This window comes from Pseudomonas fluorescens (assembly GCF_902497875.1).
GTDB lineage: Bacteria > Pseudomonadota > Gammaproteobacteria > Pseudomonadales > Pseudomonadaceae > Aquipseudomonas > Aquipseudomonas fluorescens_BR.
This window is the reverse complement of sequence record NZ_CABVHY010000003.1, coordinates 1-20,522: the sequence shown is the minus strand read 5'-3', so window position 1 is coordinate 20,522 and position 20,522 is coordinate 1. Positions and strand designations below refer to the sequence as shown.

Below are 20,522 nucleotides of genomic sequence, written 5' to 3'. Positions count from 1 at the left end.
GTCTAGCGAGCAGCTCCATAACCGTTGAAGAATGTGATCAGCCTTTGAAAGATCGCAGCCTGCGGCAGCTCCTACACCGATCTCTGTAGGGGCTGCCGCAGGACGCGATCTTGGGGTCTTGATGTTCACTGCGCCATCCTGGCTGCTCGTTTACGACCAGCGCCGAAAGACCAGCGAAGTGTTGACCCCGCCAAAGGCAAAGTTGTTGTTCATCACATACTGGTTGCTCATCTGCCGGAATTCGCCACGCAGGTAGTCCAGTGCGCCGCAACGGGGGTCGACTTCATCGAGATTCAAGGTGTGCGCATACACGTCCCGGTTCATCATTTCGATGCTGAACCACGACTCCAGCGCACCACAGGCGCCGAGGGTATGGCCGAGGAAACTCTTCTGCGAACTGATCGGCATGCGGCTGCCAAACAGGCTGCTGGTGGCCAGGGATTCGGCGATGTCGCCCTGCTCGGTGGCGGTGCCGTGACCGTTGACGTAGCCGATATCCGACGGCCCGATCCCGGCATCTTCCAGCGCCAGCTCCATGGCCCGGCGCATGGTGCTTTGCTCCGGACGGGTGGCGTGCTGGCCATCGGCGTTGCTGCCGAAACCAACGATTTCGGCATGAATATGCGCACCGCGAGCGAGTGCGTGTTCCAGCTCTTCGAGCACCAGTATGCCGCCGCCTTCACCGATCACCAGGCCATCGCGGCCGATGTCGAAAGGACGCGGGCTGGTTTGTGGTGCATCGTTTTTCAGGCTGGTGGCGTAGAGCGCGTCGAAGACCATGGCTTCGGTCGGGCACAGTTCTTCGGCACCGCCAGCGAGCATTAGCGGCAGGCGGCCGAACTTGATTGCCTCATAGGCATAGCCGATGCCCTGGCTGCCACTGGTGCAGGCGCTGGACGTCGGGATCAGCCGCCCCGTGAGGCCGAAGAAGATGCTGATATTCGCCGCTGTGGTGTGCGGCATCATGCGCACATAGGAGTTGGCATTGAGCCCTTCGGCAACCGAGTTCAGCAGCATCTGGCCGAAGGCTTTGATTTCGTCGGTGCTGCCGGTGGATGAGCCACAGGACACACCCATGCGCCCATCCTTGATCGATTCATCGCCCAGCAGTCCGGCATCGGCCAGGGCTCGTTCCGCCGCGGCGACCGCCAGCCGTGAAACCCGGCCCATGCTGCGCAGTTGCTTGCGGGTCCAGTGGGCGGGCACCTTGAAGTCATCGATCGGCCCGGCCAGCCGGGTGTTCAATTCAGTGAAGCGATCCCACTCATCCATGCGCCGGATGCCGCTGCGGTTGGCGCGGAAGTTGGCGGCGATGGTTTCCCAGTCGCTGCCCAGTGAAGTGATGCCGGCCATGCCGGTGACGACAACGCGTTTCATCAACACAGGCCTCCATTGACGGCCAGAACCTGCCGGGTGATATAGGACGCTTCGGCAGACATCAGGAAATTCACCGCGCTGGCGACTTCTTCCGGGGTGCCCATGCGTTGTGCGGGGATCATTTTCAGCAGCTCTTCGACCGGTACGTTTTCGTCGAGCATCGCCGTGTCGATCAAGCCCGGAGCGACACAGTTGACGGTGATCTTGCGTTTGCCCAGCTCGATGGCCAGCGCTTTGGCAGCGCCGATCAGACCGGCCTTGGAGGCGCTGTAGTTGACCTGCCCGCGATTGCCGATCAGCCCCGAGACCGAAGTGATGCAGACAATTCGCCCGGAGGCGCGCCGCCGGATCATCGGCATCATCACCGGGTGCAGTACGTTGTAGAAACCGTCCAGGTTGGTGCGCATCACCACGTCCCAGTCGTCCTCGCTGAGTGCCGGGAAGGCGCCGTCGCGGGTCAGGCCGGCGTTAAGGACCACGCCGTAATAGGCGCCATGGGTGTCGACGTCGGCTTCGAGAATCGCCTTGCAGCTGGCCCGCTCCGACACGTCGAACTGCAGGATGCGCGCGCTACGGCCCAGGGCCTGGACTTCGGCTTGAACGGCTTCGGCGTCGCTACGACCACTGCGGCAGTGCAGTACCAGGTCGAAACCTGCCTGAGCCAGGCGCAATGCAATGGCGCGGCCGATGCCACGGCTGGAGCCGGTGACCAGTACGGATTCAGTCATGACTGGACTCCTGGGATTCGTGAAGGTAGTGAGTCGGCTGCGGCGGGCAGAACACGTTCAGGCGCGCTGTGGCATGGATGCCGGGCCCGTAGATGTGGCATTCGAAGATGCCCATGCCACTGGCGTCTTCCAGTGAGCGCAGGGCATGCAGGGTCAGTTCGGTGCCCGCAGGGAAATATTCCACATTGCATTCAAATTTACGCGTACCGAGCAGAAATCCCAACTCCACCGGATTGCCCAGTAATCGCGCGCGACAACCGGCATAGGCGGCGACGCACTGGGCCATCAACTCGACGCCGATCCAGGCCGGCAGGCTGCCGTCGGCTCGGCTGAACACGCCGCCGGGCTTGACCGTGAGGCGAGTGTGGATCTGTTCCTCATCGAACGACAGCACCTGGTCGATGAGGATCATGTCGCCAGCGTGGGGAATCAGTTCGGCGAGCGGCCAATCAATCATGGGGCGTCTCCGATAATCAGGCTGACGTTGTTGCCACCGAAGGCAAAGGAGTTGCTCATCAGGCAGCGCGGTGCGCTTTGGTCGAGGCGATCAGCTGAAGTAACCCATTTTAACTCGGGCAACTGAGGATCGGCCTGGCCATCCCATAGGTGCGGTGGCAACGCATGTTCGCGGTTGTCGGTAGCCAGGCTCAGCCAGCAAAACGCCGCCTCCAGCGCCCCGGCGGCACCGAGTGTGTGGCCGGTCATGGGCTTGGTCGACGAGCAGGGCACGCCGGCGGGGAACAGCGTCGCGACCGCCAGGCTTTCCATGGCGTCGTTATGCTGCGTCGCGGTGCCGTGCAGGTTCAGGTAGCCGATCTGTGCTGGCTGCAAGTGCGCGCGACTCAACGCCTTGTTCATGGCTTGCAGCGCGCCGCGGCCACTCGGCTCGGGCGCGGAAATATGGTGGGCATCGGAACTGGCGCCGCCGCCGAGCAGGGCTATCGGCTGCTTGCCGTTGGCGCTTTTGCTCATCAGGAACAGCACCGCCGCTTCGCCGATATTGATGCCGTTGCGATTGACCGAAAACGGGTTGCAGCGTTGCTCCGAAACCGCTTCCAGTGCCGAGAAACCATTGAGGGTCAGCTTGCACAGGGTGTCGACACCGCCGCACAGCACCGCGTCACACAGACCCAGGTCCAGCAGCCTTTGCGCACTCATCAGGGCCCGGGCGCTGGAGGTGCAGGCGGTGGAAATGACATAGGCCGGGCCGCTCAGTTGCAACCAGTCGGCGAGAAAGTTCGCCGGGGCGCCGAGTTCCTGTTGCTGATAGTCGTAACCGGCAGGGAACTGGCCGTCGCGCAGGTAACTGGCGATCCCTTGGCTGGCCTCATCGATGCCCGAGGTGCTGGTGCCGAGGACGATACCGATACGGCCGTGGCCATAGCGCTGAATCGCCTGATCGATGTCATCGCGAATCTGCAGTGCAGCTTCCAGCAATAGCTGGTTATTGCGACTGCGTTGCGCGGCGAGCTCGGCGGGAATCGCTGCGAGGTCGCCTTTTACGGCGGCCACGGGTAATGCGCGATCAGACACCCAGCCGCTCTCCAGGCGCATGCCCGAGCAGTCTCCGGCAAACAGCTTGCGCGCAATTTCCTGCTGGCCGCGGCCTAAACCACAGATCAGCCCGAGGGCATTCAAATAAGCCGTCATGACGCGGTCTCGGCGGTCAAAGGAGTGATGTGATAGCGCAAGCCTTGAGGCAGGTTCAGCTCAAAGATCCGCGGTTGTTGATAACGAATCTGCCAGCGTGGGCCGAGGGAGCGCTGCGAGCCCTGTTGCTGCGCCATTGGATAGTTGCCGAGCAGTTCGCCCTCAGGCGTCAGGGCAAACAACAGCGCGGCAAACAGCTCGCGAGCTTCCGGGTTGGGCGGCAGCAAACCGTCGGCCCGCCACTGACCCTCGACCAGACGCTGACGGGCCAGCGGGATCCCCAACGGGTCCATCAGCGACCAGCGAATGCTTTGCCCTTCACGCTGGATCACCAGCAGCCAGTCCTGACGTTGCCCAGCCTGCCGTCGTTCGATGTGCAATTGCAGCGGCAGCGCCAGGCTCGGGTTTCTCTCAGGCAGCGGTGCCTGGCTGGCGCAGGCGCCCAGCAGCAGAACACAGCTCAAGAGCAGCGCGCGGATCATCAGATTTTACCTTCAAAAGGATTGCGCGCGAGCACATTGCCCCGGGTTTCTTCGAAATGGCTGTCGCTCGGACAGTGGCCAGGACTTGCCATCATGGCGCCTCGCTCGCGCAGATTTCCGAGAGCATCCGCAGGCGACGCTTGGATTCGCTGACAAAAGGATTGCGCTCATCCCAGGCGTAACCGGCGAGGATCGCACTGATCATGCCGCGAATCTCCGGCGCACCGCCTGAATGGTAAATCACATCCTGGAACGTCCCGGCATACCAGCCTTCGACGTAGCAGCGGAAGGTATCCACCCCACGCTTCAAGGGGGCGGCGAACTCGCTCTGCCAGTCGACGCTTTCACCTTGCAGTTGGCGATGCAGCACGCCGGCGGCCATGCTTGCCGAGCGCATGGCGATGGTCACGCCGGAGGAAAACACCGGGTCGAGGAACTCCGCGGCATTGCCGAGCAAGGCGAAGCCCGGCCCGTGCAGGGTTTTGACATTGGCCGAGTAACCGCCGATGGCTCGCGCCGGGGTGTCCCATACAGCGTTCTGCAGCACGCCTGAAAGGCTCGGGGTTTCAGCGATAAAGCCGCGCAGGCACTCATCCAGATCGCCCGCGCGACCTTCAAAGTGTTCTTTTGCGGCGACCACACCCACCGAGCAGCGACCGTTGCTGAACGGTATGGTCCAGAACCAGATATCGCGATGGATCGGGTGAGTGGTAATGAGGATTTTCTCCCGCTCGAAACGCGGGCTGTCGATATGGTCTTCAACATGGGTGAACACCGCTTGGCGCACCGGGAAGTTCGACGGTGCTTCAAGGTCCAGCAAGCGTGGCAATACGCGGCCGTAACCACTGGCGTCGAGCACGAAGTCGGCTTCGATGCGGTACTCGCTGCCGTCTTCGCGACGGGCGCTCAACTGCGGTTTCGGCAGCTCGAAGTCGACGCTGATGATCTCTTCGCCATAGCGGATATCCACACCCTGCAACTCGGCCTGATCGGCCAGCAGTTTGTCGAAGTCGGCACGCAGTACCTGGAAGGTGGTCGGCTTGCCGTTGCTGAAGGTTTCACCGAAATCGAAGGCGCTGTAACGCTCGCCCCAGGCGAAGGCCGCACCGTTTTTCAACTGGAAGCCGGCGGCGTTGACGGCGTCGAGCATGCCGGCTTCTTCGACGAAATCCAGGCAGTGAGACAGCAGGCTTTCGCCGATGGAGAAGCGTGGGAAATGCTGGCGTTCGATGATCAGCACATCGTGACCTTTACGCTTGAGCAGCGCGGCGGCGATGGCGCCGGATGGGCCCGCGCCGATGATCACAACCTGGCGACGTTCCATTTCAATTGTGGGCACTGGGGCTCCTTGCCGGGACGGCGATCTGGGAGGGGGTACGGTGGATACCGGCCACGGCCGGCAACAAGGTTGCGATCAAGCCCATCAGCATCAGCGCAAAGTACAGCGCCGGGCTGATCAGCTGTTGTTGCAGCAGCAGATTGAGAAAGACGATTTCGCTCAAGCCACGAATGTTCAGCAGCAGGCTTTCCCGCCAGCGGCTGGCGCCGACAAAGGACGCGCCGGCCCAGCCGAGGCCGAGCCAGTTGCCCAGCAGTTTACTGAGGATCGGCAGGATCAGCAGCGCGCCGAGCTGGAACCCGCTGAGGCTGTCCATGGCGCTGTGCACATCGATCTGCACGATGCCGAAGGTCAGGATCAGCGGGATCGCGATATAGGTCTGCAACAGGTTCATCCAGGTCGCTTTCAACGGCAGTACCAGTGGCAGCTTGAGGGCGGCCATGCACAGCACATAACCGATACCCAGAATCAGTGCATTGAGCTTGTAGTGTTCGGCGACCACCAACAGTCCGAAAAAGCCCAGGCTGTGGAGCACCGGCTGACGCAGACCCAGTACCCGTAGCAGTAATGGCAGGCACGCGCCGGCCAGTGGCAGCAGCAGGCTGCTCAGGTGCAGGCTGCCCTGGGCGATGGCGAACAGGCTCCAGCAGGCCAGGTCAATGAGGATCGCGGTCTGCACTAGCCGGCGGGTGGCCGACGGCGGATAGCCGATGTGTAGCAGGTACAGGTAGAGCACCGGGATCGCGGTGATCGCGAACAGCAGCCCCACCGCCAGCGAGCTCAGCCACGGCTGGCTTGGCAACAGCCAGAAGGCAGTGGCCAGCCCGCAGGTGAACGGAATGCAGAAGCTGGGCAGGGCGATTTTCAGGCTCTGGCGATCCAGCCGCAGCTCGATCACGTCACTCAGGATGTGCCCCAGTAACAGCGCAAAACCCAGGCTGTAGAGGTTTTTCAGCCAGCCCGGCGACACCAGTTCGGCGCCGCTCAGCTGCCAGTGCGGTTCGATCCACAACAGCATCAACAGCGGCAGGCCAAAGGTCGCCAGCACTAATTGGCTGACAATCGGGATCAAACCGAAACGACGTCCGACCCAGGTCGCCACCGCGAACAGCATCAGGGCCAGCAGCCAGAACAGAGCGATCATCATACCCTCGACTCCATTGCCGGCATGGGTTGGGCCTGAGGCCTGGCCCATGGTGCGAGGATAAAGCTGTAGGCCAGCCCCAGGCTCACCGACAAACCGAAATTGCTCACCGCCGGAGTACTGGAAATCGCCAACAGGCCAAACGACAGCCAGGTGGTGACCGCCGCCAGCAGGGTGCCCAGCAGACTCACCGCCGCGCCACCGATTTGCTCGCGCATGAGGATCGCGTAGTCGACGCTGATAGCCGTCACCAGCAGCAGCCCGAACAGGCTGAACAGCGTCAGCGGCTGCCCCAGCCAACCCAGGCTGGCCAGGCTGCACAGCGCCGCCAGCAACGGCAGGGCGACGATTCGCAGCGCGCCGCCGAAGCCAAACGGCAGGATCAGCAGCAACACAATCAGCACGCAGGACAGCAGTTTCAGTTCAGCGGCGCTGACCTGGGTCGCGGCGAAGATATTGTTCAGATCCCCCAGCCGATCAACCAACTGCACGCCAGGTAAATCCAGCGCCTGAACCCGCAGCAATGCCGGGTTGTTCAAACCTTGCAGGCTGACCATCCCGGCCACGCCATCGCTGGTGGAGCCCAGCCAGAGCGGGCGCCACGGCTCGGCGAGCGGTCCGCTCAAGGCCGCGTCGATGTCCTGAAGGGGTAGCGTCTGCAACTGCGCCAGCTCGGCTTGCAGCGCGCTGGCCGGCACACCGAGGTCAAGCAGCGGCTGCCAGTATTGGGGTAGTTTGGTTAGCGTTTCGCGAACCCGTTGTTGTTCGCTGGGCGGGCTGATCAGTTGATTCAGTGCCAGGTAGCCCTGGAGCTTATCCAGGTTAACCAATTGATCCAGACGCTCGCTCAGGGCGGTCGATCGCTCAAGCAGTTGCTGCTGATCGGCAGCGCGCACCAGGAAGAACTGGCTGGTGGGCTGATAGCCGGTGATCCGCGCAATCGTCTGGGCTTCGTTCATCAGCTGTGGCGGTGCGCTGATCCATTGGCGGATGTCGTTTCGGGTGGTGAGTTGCCACAGCCCGCCCGCGCAGAACACCACCAGCAACGCCAGCAGAACCGGGCTACGAACCCGGCGCAGCAGTGCTTCGCGCACATCCAGCAGGAACTGAGCGACGTGCAGCGGCCACTGCGCCGGGCGCAGATCGATGCCCTTGAGCATTGCCGGCAGCAGGCACACGGCAGCCAGGTAGGCACCCAGCAAACCGGCGGCGGAAAACACAGCAATCTGGGTCAGCGCCGGGAACGGCGTCCAGGCCAGTGCCAGGTAGCCGATGCAACTGGTGGCCAGGCTCAAGGTCAGCCCGGGCAACGTCAGGCGCAGCGCCGGCCAGCTGTGCCAGGGCTTCAGGCTCCAGCTCTTGGACAGGTAATGCAGTGGGTAGTCGACCGCTACGCCGATCAGGCTCGAACCCAATACCAGCGTCATTACGTGCATATGGCCGAACAGCGCCACGCAAGCCACAGCGCCAAACAGCATGCCCACCAGTACCGGAACAAAGGCCAGCAACACCCGAAAGCGGCGGAAGGCCAACAGCAGCAGCAACAGAATGCCGACGGTGGCACCACCACCGACCCAGGTGATCTCGCGGCTGGCCTGTTGCTGACCGTTGGCGGCATACAGCAGGCCACTGGCAGCGAGCAATTGCACGTCGGCCTGGGCCGCGTGTTCGCGACTCTGTTTCAGCAGTTCGGCCACTCGCAGCGGCAGGTGCAGGTCGAAGGCGTTGCCCTGAGTCCGGGCCCGCAACAGCACCCAGCTCTTGCCGTCGGCATCGGCGACCAACGCGCCGCTGCCGATGTCCAGCTGCACCGAGCCGCGCTGCGGCTGGCTATTCTGGATGCGTCCGGTCAGGCCGAGCCAATCGTCCTGGCTGGGCACCAGGCTGAACCCGCTGAAGGGGTCGAAGAGCGCTTGCACGCGCTGCTGGATAAACGCCTGAGGCTGCTCGATCAGTTGCTGGCGATCCGCTTCTGCGAGCATTGCCAGCCGCCCTTGCAGCAGCTGGGTGCGCAGCGCCGGCAAGTCCGCTTGCAGGTTCCACTGGACCTTCTCGAACAAGGCGCTGGCTTTCCATTGATCCCCAAGTTGCTCAGCCATGGCGATGGCTTGCTGGCGATCGGCATGGCCGACCAATACCAGTACTTCGCTGTTCAGCGGCTCTTGTATGCGTTGTTCGGCACGTAGTTCCAGCGCGTCCGGCGCGCTGCCCGGTACCAGTTCCATCAGGTTGGCGGACAGCGGCGCAGCACCACGCCACTGCCAGCCGGCCAGCGCCAATACGGCCACCAGCAGGATCAGGAACAGGCGAGGCAACCAGCGTTCACTCGGCAAAGTCATGTTGCTCCGCATCGCTCAACGGTTGGCTGCTGTTGGTGTCTTGCATGCGCAACAAGGTGCTGTCGCCCTGGGTTTCCAACAGCTCGATGCGTTGCACCAGCTCACCGCCATCGATGTTGATCTGGGTAAAGACTTGCTTGAGCAACACGGAGCGCGGCGTCAGGGTCAGCTTCCATTGTTGGGCGTCGCCTTGCAGGTGCAGATCGAAGTCCCGTTGCAGACCGCTGCTGTCACCTTGCAGAACGGCGAGGAACAAACGGTTCTGCTCGGCGCCGGCGCTCTTGTTCGGGAGCATTTGCCAGCCATCACCCTCACGCCGGGCAATGCCCTTGGTGCTGATGCGGTAGTCCTGTGGCAGCGGGGTTTTCAGCAGCCAGAGCAGCCCGTGGTTTTTCGCCAGGACGAAAGTACCTTTGCTGGTCAGCGGTTGGGGCAGGGCGCGCAGGTGTTTTTCCTGGATAAAACTGCCATGGATGACTTCTGGCTTGGCGAGTTGATCGCTGAGTTGTTGCAGGTCGAAGGCATTGGCGAGCGATGAAAAGCCCACTAGCAGGATCAAGCTCAGAACTTTTCCGTAGCAGCTGGCGAAGCCTGCGTTCGGCCGCGAAGCGGTCGCCATTCGGCGCATCGTATGTTCCTGAGAGACCGCGGGCTCTGGTTTTACGAGCGCTTCGCGGCCGGACGCAGCCTGGCGGCAGCTGCTACGAGGGGGGGTGTGCCAGAAAAAAATCATGGCAGCACCTTCTCGACGGCGTCGATAAACACCTGGGGCGAAGCCAGCAGCATTTCGCGGCTGGCAAGATCCACCGCGACCTGCACGGAGCAGGCGCGGGTCAAGCGTTCGGCGCTCTCCAGATCGCTGATCAGGTAGCTGATCTTCAAGCGGTTCTCCCATTCCACCAGGCTTGCGCGCACATTGAGCTTCTGGCCGAAGGTGGCACCGCGTACGTAACGCAATTGCAAGTCGATCACCGGCCAGGCGTAACCGGATTCTTTCATGCGCGTGTAGTTGTGGCCGATCTTGTCCAGCAAGGCGCAGCGAGCGACTTCCAGGTATTTGACGTAATGGCCGTGCCACACCACATCCATCGTGTCGATGTCAAAAAACGGTACGAGGATTTCCGTATCGGCGTGAATCACTCCCTTGCTACGCATGCAGCCTCCAGTGTTGCTCGGCGATACGTTGCAGGCACAGGCGCAGTTCGGCTTCCAGCGCGCGGTCTTCGATAACCGGCGCGAAGTCCTTGGCCAGTTCGATGTGCATCTCGGCCAGAGCCTGTGGCAATGGCCGCGCGTCTTCAGCCTGGCTACGCAGCCAGACGCCTTGATTGGCCGCCAGCAAGGTGGCGGCGGCGACCTGTTCGGTCAGTTCCAGTACGCGGATCGCATCCCGGGCGGCGATGGTGCCCATGCTGACCTTGTCCTGGTTGTGGCATTCGGTGGAGCGTGAGAAGACGCTGGCCGGCATGGTGTTTTTCAGTGCTTCGGCGGTCCAGGCGCTGGCGCCGATCTGCACCGCTTTAAAACCGTGGTTGAGCATCGCCCGCTCGGCGCTGGCGCCGGACAGGTTGCTCGGCAGGCCGTGGTTGTAGCGCACGTCCACCAGCAGCGCGAGCTGCCGATCGAGCAGATCGGCGACATTGGCCACCAGGGTTTTCAGACTGTCCATGGCGAAGGCGATATGCCCGCCGTAGAAGTGCCCGCCGTGCAGGACGCGTTCGGCTTCGGCGTCGATGATCGGGTTGTCGTTGGCGCTGTTGAGCTCGATTTCAATGAACGAGCGCAGCCAGTTCAGGCTGTCGGCCAGCACGCCGAGCACGTGGGGGGCGCAGCGCAGCGAGTAGCGGTCTTGCAGGCGATGCAGGGGTGCGGTCGGCGCGTCGATCGCCAGGTCCTTGCGCAACCACGCGGCGACCTGCATTTGCCCCGGGTGCGGCTTGGTGGCGAACAGGCGCTCGTCGAAGTGCTCCGGATTGCCTTGCAGCGCGACCACGTTCAGTGCAGTGATGCGCGTGGCCAGTTGCAGCAGGTAATCGGCGCGGGCGAAGGCCAGGCAGGCAATGCCGGTCATGACGGCTGTGCCGTTCATTAGCGCCAGGGCTTCTTTGGGGCGTAGCACCAGCGGGGTCCAGCCGAGTTCCTGGTGCACATCGGCGGCTTGCCGACGTTCACCGCGGAACATCACTTCACGCTCGCCGGACAGGGTCGCGGCGACGTAAGACAGCGGTGTCAGATCGCCGCTGGCACCCACCGAACCCTCTTCGGGAATCAGCGGCAGAATGTCCAGGTCGATGAAGGCTTGCAGGCGTTCCAGCAGCTCCACGCGAACTCCGGACACGCCCTGGCAAAGCGACTGCAGGCGCGCCGCCAGCACTGCACGAGTGGCCTGGGCATCGAGCATTTTGCCCAGCCCGCAGCCGTGAAAGGTGTACAGATGACGAGGCAGGGCCTCGACGTGGTGCAACGGTACGGCGATCACGCAGGAATCGCCATAGCCGGTAGTGACGCCGTAGATCACGCCTTCCTTGTCCAGCAAGGAATCGAGAAACTGCGCGCCCTTGGCGATGCGCTGGCGGAACTCGGGGTCACCTTGCAGCTGCGTCGGCACCTGACGGTTGGCCAGGGCCAGCACGTCTTCAATGCTCAATGGGCGTTCGCCGAAGATTACCGGCTCAAGCGGATGCGTCGTCATCGGTCTTCCAGTAAGGGTAAAAATTGAACCATTGTAGGGGCGCTTCGAGGCAGTACTGCCCCAGACGTTCGGCATAACGTGCAGTCCACTGGGCGATAATCTGCTCGCGGTCGCTGCGCTTCCAGAGTACGGCATCGGCAAAAGGCTCGAGCGTTACCCGGTAGCGCCCATCGTGCTTCAGACAAAACAACAGATTGACCGGGCACTTCAGCAACCCGGCCAGCAGCCAGGGGCCTTGCGCGAAGGCGGCCGGATGCCCGAGAAAGTCGACTTGCACAGTGCGTCCGCCATGCAGCGGTACACGATCGCCGGCAATTGCCAGCCACTCGCCGCGATCCAGCCGCTGGTTGAGTTGCAGCATGATCACCGGGTTCAGTTCGCTGACCTGAATCAGCCGCAGGTGGGTCGCCCCGGCTTCGCCGAGCAGGCGGTTGAAGCGTTCCGCATGCTTGGTGTGCACCAGCACGTTCATCGTGACTTTTTCGCCCAGCTCGGCCAGTGCACGACAGACCTCGAGGTTGCCCAGGTGCGCGCCCACCAGCATTTGTCCGCGCTCGCCGCGCAACCGTTGGCGCAGCAGCGCCGGGTCGACGATTTCGATTTGCTCGATGCCCAGCTTGCCGTTCCAGACGTCGAGCTTGTCGAGCATGGAGTCGGCAAAGGCCATGAACTGGCCGAACACCCGCCGCTGAGTGGGGCGCAGCTCCGTGCGCCCGCTCCAGTCGGCGAGGTGTTGCTGGTATTGCCAGGCGCTTTGCCGCGCGCTACGACCGAACAGGTAAAAGTACAGGACGATACCGTGCAGGACCGGGCTCAACACTCTGCGACCCAGCATTTTTACGCCGAATGCCATGAGTTTCATCAACCAGAAACTGCCGCGCTCCTTGTGCTCGGCCCAGTGTTCTTTGTCAGTGTTGATGCTCATTCCCGCCACCGTCGCCACAGAATCATCGGCGCGCGCAGCACCATGCCGAAAAACAGCCGGGTGTGCATACTCGAAATCAGCACGTTGTCGTGGAACATTCGAAAGTGCGAGATACCATCCTGCGGGTAATGGACCTTGGTGTGCAGCCAGTGCATCGGCTGATTGCGCCAGGCCAGACGGACGATGATGTCCGAGTCGAAGTCCATGCGTTTGCCAATCTGCACCGAGTTGATGAGTGTCAGGGTCGGCGGTAAGGGATAGACGCGAAAGCCGCACATGGAATCAATAATTTGCAGTGAGAGCGTGTTGATCCAGACCAGAACGTGAGTCAGATAACGTGCATATAAGCGGCCTTTCGGTACGCTGGCGTCATATTTCGGGTGTCCGCAGATCAGCGCTTGCGGATGAGTGCGTGAAGCTTCGATGAAGGTCTTGATGTCGCTCAGGTCGTGCTGACCGTCGGCGTCTACTTGCAGGGCATGACTGAAGCCCAGGCGCGACGCTTCGCGAAAACCGTCCATCACCGCCGCACCTTTGCCTTGGTTGACCCCGTGCTTGACCAGATAGACGTGGTCACCTTGGGCCAGCTGCTCAAGCACGGCTGCGCAGGACGGGCTGCTGGCGTCGTCCACCAGGATGCAGGGCAGACCGTTGGCGCGCACTGCCTCGACCACGGCCGGGACGGTGGTTTCGTGGTTGTAGACCGGGATGATGGCGCAGGGGTTATGCATAGTTAGCGACCTCCGCATCCCTATTGTGGTGAGGGAGCTTGCTCCCGCTGGGCTGCGAAGCAGCCCCAAAACCTGCAATTGCGGTTTGTCTGACACAACCAGTTAGCCGTATTGCGACCGCTTCGCGCTCGAGCGGGAGCAAGCTCCCTCGCCACAGAGGCAACTGGTTAAACATGCACCGCCTCCAGCACTATCCGCCCACTGGAGCAAGTCGCGGTGTCGTTGCGATAGGTGAAGTACAGTTTGCCGCGTTCCGGGTCGAAGCGCAGGTGCAGCTGAACCTGATCGCCGGGGCGGACCAGTTGCTGGAACTTCAACACTTCCATTCCAACGAACCTGCCGGGCAAGTCGAGTAACTGTCGACCCAGGCTCAACGCCCAATCGACTTGCACCACGCCGGGCAATACCGGGGTTTTCGGGAAGTGGCCACTGAAGCAGGCCAGGTCCGGCGGGACCGCCAGTTGCAGACTCCACTCACCGTTGGCCTCGACCTGTTCCAGCACGTACGGCGCTTGCGGGCGCGGGGCCAATAGCAGGGCTTCGACCTCGGCTTGGGGCAGCTTGCCCTGGGCGTTCAACGGCATTTGTTGCAGCAGGCGCCAACGCCGCGGCAAGGCCAGGGTTTCGCAATGTTGGCTGAGGTGTTGGCGCAGTTCTTCGGTCAGGGTGCGTCGACCTTGATTGCGCAGGGCATGCAGGCCTTGTTCGCTCAACACCAGTATGGCACCCAGGGACGCACGGTTTTCCTGGACCACGCCCAGACGTGCTTCAGCGACCCAGTCGTGGTTGACCAGTGCCTGTTCGAGCATTGGCAGTGAGATACGTTTTTCTTCCAGTTTGACGATCCGGTCCAGCCGACCCAGCAGCTCGAAGCGCCCATCGGCGAAGATTCGTGCGGCGTCGGCAGTCTGTTCGACGTGATCGGCTGGCAGGTACGGCGAAGCAACGCGCAGCGCGCCGTCACCGTCCTGGCTCAGTTGTACATCAGCGAACGGTTGCCACAGGCTGTCGCCCTGACGCCAGGCGATGCCGCCGGTTTCCGAGCTGCCAAGAATTTCCGTGGGCCATTGCTGCAAGCGTTGACGCAAGCTCAGCGCGGCCTGCGCCGGCAACTCGCCGCCGGAAGAAAATACCCGTCGCACAGCGCTCAGTGCAGGCCAGTCGAGGTTGTCGCCCATGCGTTTGAGCAACGCCGGGCTGGCGACCCAGGCGAAGGTCGGGTGTTCACGGCTGGCACGCTGCAAATCTTCCGGGAATGGCAGTTGTTTGCGCACGAACGGGCGTCCCGCACACAGCGGCCAGAGTACGCGGAACAGCAAGCCATAAATGTGCTGGGTGGCGACACTGCCGATGATGCAGGCTTCGCCCAGATCCGCGCCCCACAACTGCTCCAGGGCTTGGACTTCGTTGGCCAGTTGCCGCAGGCTTTTTTCGATGCGCTTGGGTTCGCCACTGGAGCCGGAAGTGCACAGGCTCAGGCGACTCAGGTCCAGATCCAGTTCGGCCGCGGGCAAGGGGGCTTGAAACAGGTCGCTGAGCGCGGCGTCGTCCGCCTGATCGGTCAGCCACAGGTCAACCTCGTTCGACCAGCGTTGCCGGGTCTGGGCTTGCAGGTCGGCGGGCAATAATACGCTGACTCCGGCGCGCCAGGCGCCGAGCAGGGCGATTGCCAGGTCAGCGGCGTCTTCCAGATACACGGCGATGCGCTGCACACCCTGGGCTTGCAGGCCGGCAGCGAGGCTTGACGCCTGGGCGCATAGCTCAACGTGATTCAGGGCCGGGTCAGCTGTGACGGCGCGCCCGGGCTGAGCCTTGAGCAACAGATGCTCAAGTTTTATCCAATTCATGCGCGACCTCGTACGCGTTGTCGCAATAACCATTCAATGGCGAACAGCAAACCCATCAACCCGTAGGAGATCAGCCCGGTATACAACGCCCACCAACTCAGCGGCGCCCAGAGAGTCAGGGCGGCGGCGAGCAAACCGTTACAGAAAAAAAACACACTCCAGGCAATCGTTACCTGGCGGGTATAGCGAATCGCCTCGTCCGGTAGCTCCGGTTCGCTCAAGCGCGCCAGACGCTCAACCACCGGCGGCCCGTATTTCAAACTCAAACCAAACAGCGCCAGCATGAAACTGCTGATCAGCACCGGGTACCAGCGCAACAACAGCGGGCTATCGAGCAGCGCCAGCAACAGGCAAAAAGCAATCGCAGCAATTGCCATCCACAGGCTGCCCGGGCGCCGTGCACTGGTCAGCGCGCGGGCCAGCCACAGGCCGCCCAGCAGCAGACCGAACTGCCACGGGGCGAAATGCTCCATGCCGTAATACACCGCAAAGGGGTACAGCAGGCCCGCCAGCAGCAGACCAAGGCCAATCAAACGACTCATGCGGCCGGTTGAACCAGACGGTAGACCGCCTCAACCACATCGCTGACGGTGCGCACTGCCTTGAACTCTTCGGCGGCGATTTTTTTGCCGGTCTGGCGCTTGATATGGTCGATCAGGTCAACCGCGTCGATGCTGTCGATTTCCAGATCCTGATACAGGTTGGACTCAAGGGTGACGCGTTCGGGTTCCAGCTCGAAGAGTTCGACCAGGGCATCGCGCAGGGTGTTGAAAATGTCGTCACGAGTTTGCATGGTCCGGTCTCAAGCTGCCTGTTTTTTTGCAGTGACGAAAGCCGCAAGGCTCGCCACATTGGTGAAGTGATTGCGGGTGTCCTTGGCGTCGGCATCGATCTTGATGCCGTACTTTTTCTGGATCGCCAGGCCGAGTTCGAGTGCGTCCACCGAGTCCAGGCCCAGGCCTTCACCGAAAAGTATCTGCTCGTCGCCGATGTCTTGTGCGCTGATGTCTTCGAGGCCCAGGGCGTCGATGATCAACAGTTTGATTTCATGATGCAGGTCGTGTTGTAGATCGCTCATCTTCGGCGAGCTCCTTGATAAAGTAGTGGTGCAGGTAATCGTTGAGCTTGCGCGAGGCCTGGGGAGGCGGGCCAAGCTCGACAAAGGCCTGTGGGTCTATATCGGCGCCGACACGCAAACTGAAGTGCGCGCGGCGTGACGGGATGCGATACCAGGGTTGGGCTTTGGTCAGGGTGGTCGGGCTGACGTTGATAATCACCGGGGTGACGATTTTCGCACCCCGCAGCGCGATTGCCGCAGCGCCCCGATGAAAGGCCGGCGGTTGGCCAGGCCGGGTGCGGGTGCCCTCGGGAAAGATAATCAACGTCTGCCCACTCTGCAGAGCCTGCGCGGCGGTATCCAGCATGTCCATACTGCCATCATTGCTGATGTATTGGGTGGAACGCAGCGGACCGCGAGTGAAGGGATTTTTCCAAAGGCTTTGTTTGACCACGCAGTTGGCATCGCGCACCAGGCCGATCAGGAACACTACATCGATCAGCGACGGATGATTGGCAATGATCATCTGTCCCGGCCGACCGAGCTTTTCCGCGCCTTCGACTTCGTAGGTCAATACGCCTGCACGGGCCATGAAACGGATAAAAAACCAGAACAATCGTCCGATGGTGCGCCGCGCCCGTTGCCGATGCTGCTGGGCATCGCCCGGCAGCCAGCTGAGCAGCGGGAAAATCACCAGGCGCAGGCATAGCCCGCCCAGGCCGAACAGCGCAAAGCTTGCGGCGGTGGCCAGCAGGCGCCAGTAATAGGCGTCACGGCGTTTTTCCTTCAAGGGTTGCGTTGCCAGGTCCATACACGATTCTTCCAGGCATGTTGGCAGGTGGTCTGCTGGCTGAGCAGAATACGCAACAGATTCAGGGCATGGGGCCAGTCGGCCTTGGCCGGCTCGGCTGTGGCGCTGCTCAGTGTCAGCTGCCAATCATCGCCCCGGGTCAATAACAGGCCAACGGCGTAGGGGAAGGGCACGTCATCGATCCAGGTGGCGTAGGCCTCGGGCGGCTGCTCTTCGGTCACCACCAGCAGTACCGCTGGTGCCCCTTCGTCGAGCAGTGTGGCGGCCTCTAGCATGCCGTGTTCGAGCCCGTCGCCCGCCGCCGCAAGGGCGGTCATTTCGCTGGTTTCGCCGCGCATGATCGACCACAGTCCAATCACTGCGTTATGCACCGACAGGCTGAACTGGGTCGGCGACAAGGGTTGATCGACGGCCAGTTCGCAGAGGATGTTGAACGTCCGCGGGGTTTCGCCATGGCGGGAAATAAAGACCAACGGTAGCTGCTCACGGCCTTCGGCCAATGGCCAGCCCACGCTGAAGGCCATCCGCGCCAGGCGACTGAGGCGTCGACGTTGCATGGCGGGTAGAAATGAGACATCGGGGGCGGCATCGCTGCTGTCGAGCACGACCGGTTGTCGACTCCAGGCCAGCCAATCGTCCACGCTTTCGAGCCCCGGAGCCCAGGCGCGCCATTGGGCGATATTAAAGTTGATCAATGAATTCATCCCGCCCCTGCGGGCTTCCTTGATACGGCGAGTCGTTTTGACGGGCGGTCAGCCGTACCTGGCGCGATGGCCGAGTGGCGCGCATTATCCCGGCACAGCTGACTTGTAGCAAACGGTGGTTACATTTTGCTCAATAGAATTGACCGATGTTTCAGGAAAAAGTGCTGTTTGGTGATTGTCCGGTTTTTCGCAACCGCCTCTGCTGGCGCATTCGCATTGTCGGTGGATAAATTGCAACTGACTGTGTAGTCCCATTCCTTACGTGCTAGCTAAGCTCAGCTGTGGACTACTACACTCGGTCATTCTTTGAAGCACGGAGGTTTTGACATGCGGCGCGTGGTGTTCAATCAAAAAGGGGGGGTTGGCAAATCCAGCATTGCCTGCAATCTGGCAGCGGTCAGCGCCCATGAAGGCTATCGGACGCTGCTGGTAGATCTCGATGCTCAGGCCAATTCCACTCAATACCTCACCGGGCTTACCGGTAACGATATCCCGATGGGCATCGCCGATTTCTTCAAGCAGACCCTGTCATCCGGGCCGTTCTCGAAGAAAAATCAGGTGGATATTTACGAAACGCCGTTCGACAACCTGCATGTGGTCACCGCCACCGCGGAGCTGGCCGACCTGCAGCCCAAGCTCGAGGCGAAACACAAGATCAACAAACTGCGCAAACTGCTGGATGAATTGGCCGAGGATTACGACCGGATCTACCTCGACACCCCGCCAGCCTTGAACTTCTACGCGGTTTCCGCGCTGATCGCCGCCGATCGCGTGCTGATTCCCTTCGACTGCGACAGTTTTTCCCGCCAGGCGCTCTACGGTCTGCTGGCGGAAATCGAAGAGCTCAAGGAGGACCACAACGAAGACCTGCAAGTCGAAGGCATCGTGGTCAACCAGTTCCAGGCCCGGGCCAGTCTGCCGCAGCAGATGCTCGACGAGCTGATCAACGAAGGTCTGCCGGTACTGCCGGTGTACCTGGGCAGCTCGGTGCGCATGCGTGAATCCCACCAGGCCAACATGCCGCTGATTCATCTCGACCCACGCCACAAGCTGACCCGGCAGTTTGTCGACCTGCACACCCTGCTGGAAAAAGCCTGACAGGGTGAATGCAAAACCTGTGGCGAGGGAGCTTGCTCCCGCTGGGTTGCGAAGCAGCCCCAAAACCTCCAACCCAGATATTTCAGATACGCCGCGTCAACCGAATTACGACTGCTGCGCCCGAGCGCGGACCGGCCGGCGGGAGCAATCTCCCTCGCCACAAAGGCCCATCAGACTGCTGATCTACCTTGGCCGCCCGGTGTCAGATGCCCTGACTACGTAACCAGCTCAACAACTGCGGTAGCGGGAAGGCACCGCTCTGGCGTGCGACTTCCCGGCCGTTCTTGAACAGTATCAGGCTGGGAATCGAGCGAATGCCCAACTGCGCCGACAATTGCTGATTGGCCTCACTGTCCAGCTTGGCCAGCCGACACTTGCCTGCCAATTGCGCTGCTGCCTGCTCAAATACGGGTGCAAATGATTTGCACGGCCCGCACCAGTCCGCCCAGACATCCACCAGCAACGGCAAATCGCCCTTGATCTGGCTGGCGTAATCGGCCTGCTTCAGCTCGAAAGGCTTGCTCAGCAACACCTCGACCTTGCAGCGCCCGCACTTGGGCTGATCGCCCAGGCGTTCGGCGGGGATACGGTTGAGGCCGTTACAGTGAGGGCAGGGGATCAGCAGTGGATCGGACATGAGCAGGCTCCGGAAGGCAAGGTAATGGTACTTATTTGGAGTCGCGGGCGGGGATTATCAAGGCGTGGGCAGCTGTCGCATGCTCTCACATATTTGAGGCTGGTCGCTTACGCCGCAAGTCTAGGCTGGGAATAGCGTTAAATACTTTGAAGTGACCTAGTGAGGAATTCGCTTTGCTCCCATCCGTGTGCTACTTTTGTTGCACTTATCGAGGCGTCGATATCAACCTTATTTCGGATCGGAGTCCTCTCATGTCCGTGACTTCCAAAATCCGCCGACAAGGCGGTGCTGCGGTGATGACCATCCCGCCGACTTTATTGAAACTCCTGCATCTGGAGGTGGGCGCGCAATTGGAGCTCAATGTGGTCGATGGCGAATTGATCGCTCGCCCCGTCGTACAGCCGGTGCGCAAGCGCTATACCCTGGCCGAATTGCTCGAGGGGGCCGAAGCAATTGCCGAACTGAATGCCGCCACAGCGGATACTCGTGAAGGCGATCCAGTTGGTCGGGAGTTGGGCTGATGGTTCGTCGACAAGCCCCGCAGCGGGGCGATGTTTACTGGATTGACCCGAATCCGGTGGCAGGTAGAGAGATGATGAATCGCCACCGTTTTGTTGTGATAACACCACGAGAGATCAATGCCTTGGGTGTGAGCATGACCGTCCCGGTGACCAGTGGAGGCACGTTTAGCCGCAATTCTGGTTTGGCGGTGGTTGTCACCGGGCACGAAACCAATGGCGTCGCGGTGTGTAATCAGGTGCGCAGCTTCGATATCGAGCAACGAATCCAAGAGGGCTCCGCCAAGTTCATTGAGCGTCTCGACGACGTGACAATGATGGACATCATTTCACGAGTTGTCAGTGCAATTGACCCCCAGGACTGAACGTATCATCACGACGAACAGCTGATCTCCAGATGCTTGCCTCCACTCGAACAGCTGGTGGTTCTCATGTCCTTGCAT

General features: G+C 61.5%; 23 protein-coding genes. 3 read left to right on the top strand and 20 right to left on the bottom strand.

Translation table 11 applies throughout. From position 1 onward, the window contains the following. Window positions 1–150: 150 nt before the first annotated feature. The 19 genes from F8N85_RS03105 to F8N85_RS03010 all read right to left on the bottom strand — a co-directional run bounded on the left by F8N85_RS03105 (window position 151) and on the right by F8N85_RS03010 (window position 17,826). Entirely contained in the window at window positions 151–1,377 is a 1,227-nt protein-coding gene (locus F8N85_RS03105) for a beta-ketoacyl-ACP synthase (protein WP_150802220.1), read from the bottom strand. Then, window positions 1,377–2,105: a 3-oxoacyl-ACP reductase FabG gene (gene fabG, locus F8N85_RS03100; RefSeq protein ID WP_150802219.1), complete on the bottom strand. Its 729-nt coding sequence runs from the start codon at window positions 2,103–2,105 to the stop codon at window positions 1,377–1,379. The genes F8N85_RS03105 and fabG overlap by 1 nt, the downstream gene beginning before the upstream one ends. Next, a complete protein-coding gene (locus F8N85_RS03095) occupies window positions 2,098–2,562 on the bottom strand; it encodes a hotdog family protein (protein WP_150802218.1) in 465 nt (154 codons plus the stop codon). The genes fabG and F8N85_RS03095 overlap by 8 nt, the downstream gene beginning before the upstream one ends. After that, on the bottom strand, window positions 2,559–3,755 hold the full coding sequence (locus F8N85_RS03090) for a beta-ketoacyl-[acyl-carrier-protein] synthase family protein (protein ID WP_150802217.1): 1,197 nt from the start codon (window positions 3,753–3,755) through the stop codon (window positions 2,559–2,561). Before F8N85_RS03090 ends, F8N85_RS03095 begins: the two co-directional genes overlap by 4 nt. After that, the gene (locus F8N85_RS03085) at window positions 3,752–4,237 is read right to left on the bottom strand and encodes a DUF3261 domain-containing protein (protein WP_150802216.1); all 486 of its coding nucleotides are present in this window, start codon (window positions 4,235–4,237) and stop codon (window positions 3,752–3,754) included. Before F8N85_RS03085 ends, F8N85_RS03090 begins: the two co-directional genes overlap by 4 nt. 91 nt (window positions 4,238–4,328) lie before the next feature. Then, complete coding sequence (locus F8N85_RS03080; protein ID WP_150802215.1) at window positions 4,329–5,576, bottom strand: NAD(P)/FAD-dependent oxidoreductase; 1,248 nt, start codon at window positions 5,574–5,576, stop codon at window positions 4,329–4,331. Then, entirely contained in the window at window positions 5,563–6,723 is a 1,161-nt protein-coding gene (locus F8N85_RS03075; protein WP_150802214.1) for a sodium:proton antiporter, read from the bottom strand. Before F8N85_RS03075 ends, F8N85_RS03080 begins: the two co-directional genes overlap by 14 nt. After that, entirely contained in the window at window positions 6,720–9,059 is a 2,340-nt protein-coding gene (locus F8N85_RS03070) for an MMPL family transporter (protein ID WP_150802213.1), read from the bottom strand. The genes F8N85_RS03075 and F8N85_RS03070 overlap by 4 nt, the downstream gene beginning before the upstream one ends. After that, entirely contained in the window at window positions 9,043–9,678 is a 636-nt protein-coding gene (locus F8N85_RS03065; protein ID WP_150802473.1) for an outer membrane lipoprotein carrier protein LolA, read from the bottom strand. Before F8N85_RS03065 ends, F8N85_RS03070 begins: the two co-directional genes overlap by 17 nt. 110 nt (window positions 9,679–9,788) lie before the next feature. Next, complete coding sequence (locus tag F8N85_RS03060; RefSeq protein ID WP_150802212.1) at window positions 9,789–10,214, bottom strand: acyl-CoA thioesterase; 426 nt, start codon at window positions 10,212–10,214, stop codon at window positions 9,789–9,791. Next, complete coding sequence (locus F8N85_RS03055; protein WP_150802211.1) at window positions 10,207–11,751, bottom strand: HAL/PAL/TAL family ammonia-lyase; 1,545 nt, start codon at window positions 11,749–11,751, stop codon at window positions 10,207–10,209. Before F8N85_RS03055 ends, F8N85_RS03060 begins: the two co-directional genes overlap by 8 nt. Beyond that, window positions 11,732–12,676 carry a glycosyl transferase gene (locus F8N85_RS03050; protein ID WP_150802210.1) on the bottom strand — a complete coding sequence of 315 codons (945 nt, stop codon included), beginning with the start codon at window positions 12,674–12,676 and terminating at the stop codon, window positions 11,732–11,734. The genes F8N85_RS03055 and F8N85_RS03050 overlap by 20 nt, the downstream gene beginning before the upstream one ends. After that, window positions 12,673–13,407 carry a glycosyltransferase family 2 protein gene (locus tag F8N85_RS03045; protein WP_150802209.1) on the bottom strand — a complete coding sequence of 245 codons (735 nt, stop codon included), beginning with the start codon at window positions 13,405–13,407 and terminating at the stop codon, window positions 12,673–12,675. Before F8N85_RS03045 ends, F8N85_RS03050 begins: the two co-directional genes overlap by 4 nt. A gap of 167 nt (window positions 13,408–13,574) precedes the next feature. After that, complete coding sequence (locus F8N85_RS03035; protein ID WP_150802208.1) at window positions 13,575–15,254, bottom strand: AMP-binding protein; 1,680 nt, start codon at window positions 15,252–15,254, stop codon at window positions 13,575–13,577. Continuing rightward, window positions 15,251–15,796, bottom strand: a complete 546-nt coding sequence (locus tag F8N85_RS03030; RefSeq protein WP_150802207.1) for a hypothetical protein — start codon at window positions 15,794–15,796, stop codon at window positions 15,251–15,253. Before F8N85_RS03030 ends, F8N85_RS03035 begins: the two co-directional genes overlap by 4 nt. Continuing rightward, window positions 15,793–16,047: an acyl carrier protein gene (locus F8N85_RS03025; RefSeq protein WP_150642358.1), complete on the bottom strand. Its 255-nt coding sequence runs from the start codon at window positions 16,045–16,047 to the stop codon at window positions 15,793–15,795. The genes F8N85_RS03030 and F8N85_RS03025 overlap by 4 nt, the downstream gene beginning before the upstream one ends. Before the next feature lie 9 nt (window positions 16,048–16,056). After that, window positions 16,057–16,332 carry a phosphopantetheine-binding protein gene (locus tag F8N85_RS03020; RefSeq protein WP_150802206.1) on the bottom strand — a complete coding sequence of 92 codons (276 nt, stop codon included), beginning with the start codon at window positions 16,330–16,332 and terminating at the stop codon, window positions 16,057–16,059. Continuing rightward, window positions 16,301–17,122 carry a lysophospholipid acyltransferase family protein gene (locus F8N85_RS03015; protein ID WP_150802205.1) on the bottom strand — a complete coding sequence of 274 codons (822 nt, stop codon included), beginning with the start codon at window positions 17,120–17,122 and terminating at the stop codon, window positions 16,301–16,303. Before F8N85_RS03015 ends, F8N85_RS03020 begins: the two co-directional genes overlap by 32 nt. Then, entirely contained in the window at window positions 17,098–17,826 is a 729-nt protein-coding gene (locus F8N85_RS03010) for a beta-ketoacyl synthase chain length factor (protein WP_150802204.1), read from the bottom strand. The genes F8N85_RS03015 and F8N85_RS03010 overlap by 25 nt, the downstream gene beginning before the upstream one ends. A 327-nt stretch (window positions 17,827–18,153) precedes the next feature. Between F8N85_RS03010 and F8N85_RS03005 the strand changes: the two genes are divergently transcribed. Further along, entirely contained in the window at window positions 18,154–18,924 is a 771-nt protein-coding gene (locus F8N85_RS03005) for a ParA family protein (RefSeq protein WP_150802203.1), read from the top strand. Between the two features lie 202 nt (window positions 18,925–19,126). Here the strand turns inward: F8N85_RS03005 and trxC are convergent, their stop codons facing one another. Next, window positions 19,127–19,561: a thioredoxin TrxC gene (gene trxC, locus F8N85_RS03000; RefSeq protein WP_150802202.1), complete on the bottom strand. Its 435-nt coding sequence runs from the start codon at window positions 19,559–19,561 to the stop codon at window positions 19,127–19,129. A gap of 251 nt (window positions 19,562–19,812) precedes the next feature. On the opposite strand from trxC, the gene F8N85_RS02995 reads away from it, so the two are divergent. Continuing rightward, window positions 19,813–20,082 (top strand): AbrB/MazE/SpoVT family DNA-binding domain-containing protein, encoded by a 270-nt coding sequence (locus F8N85_RS02995; protein WP_150802201.1) that lies wholly within the window; start codon window positions 19,813–19,815, stop codon window positions 20,080–20,082. Beyond that, complete coding sequence (locus tag F8N85_RS02990) at window positions 20,082–20,444, top strand: type II toxin-antitoxin system PemK/MazF family toxin (RefSeq protein WP_150802200.1); 363 nt, start codon at window positions 20,082–20,084, stop codon at window positions 20,442–20,444. The genes F8N85_RS02995 and F8N85_RS02990 overlap by 1 nt, the downstream gene beginning before the upstream one ends. Window positions 20,445–20,522: the final 78 nt, after the last annotated feature.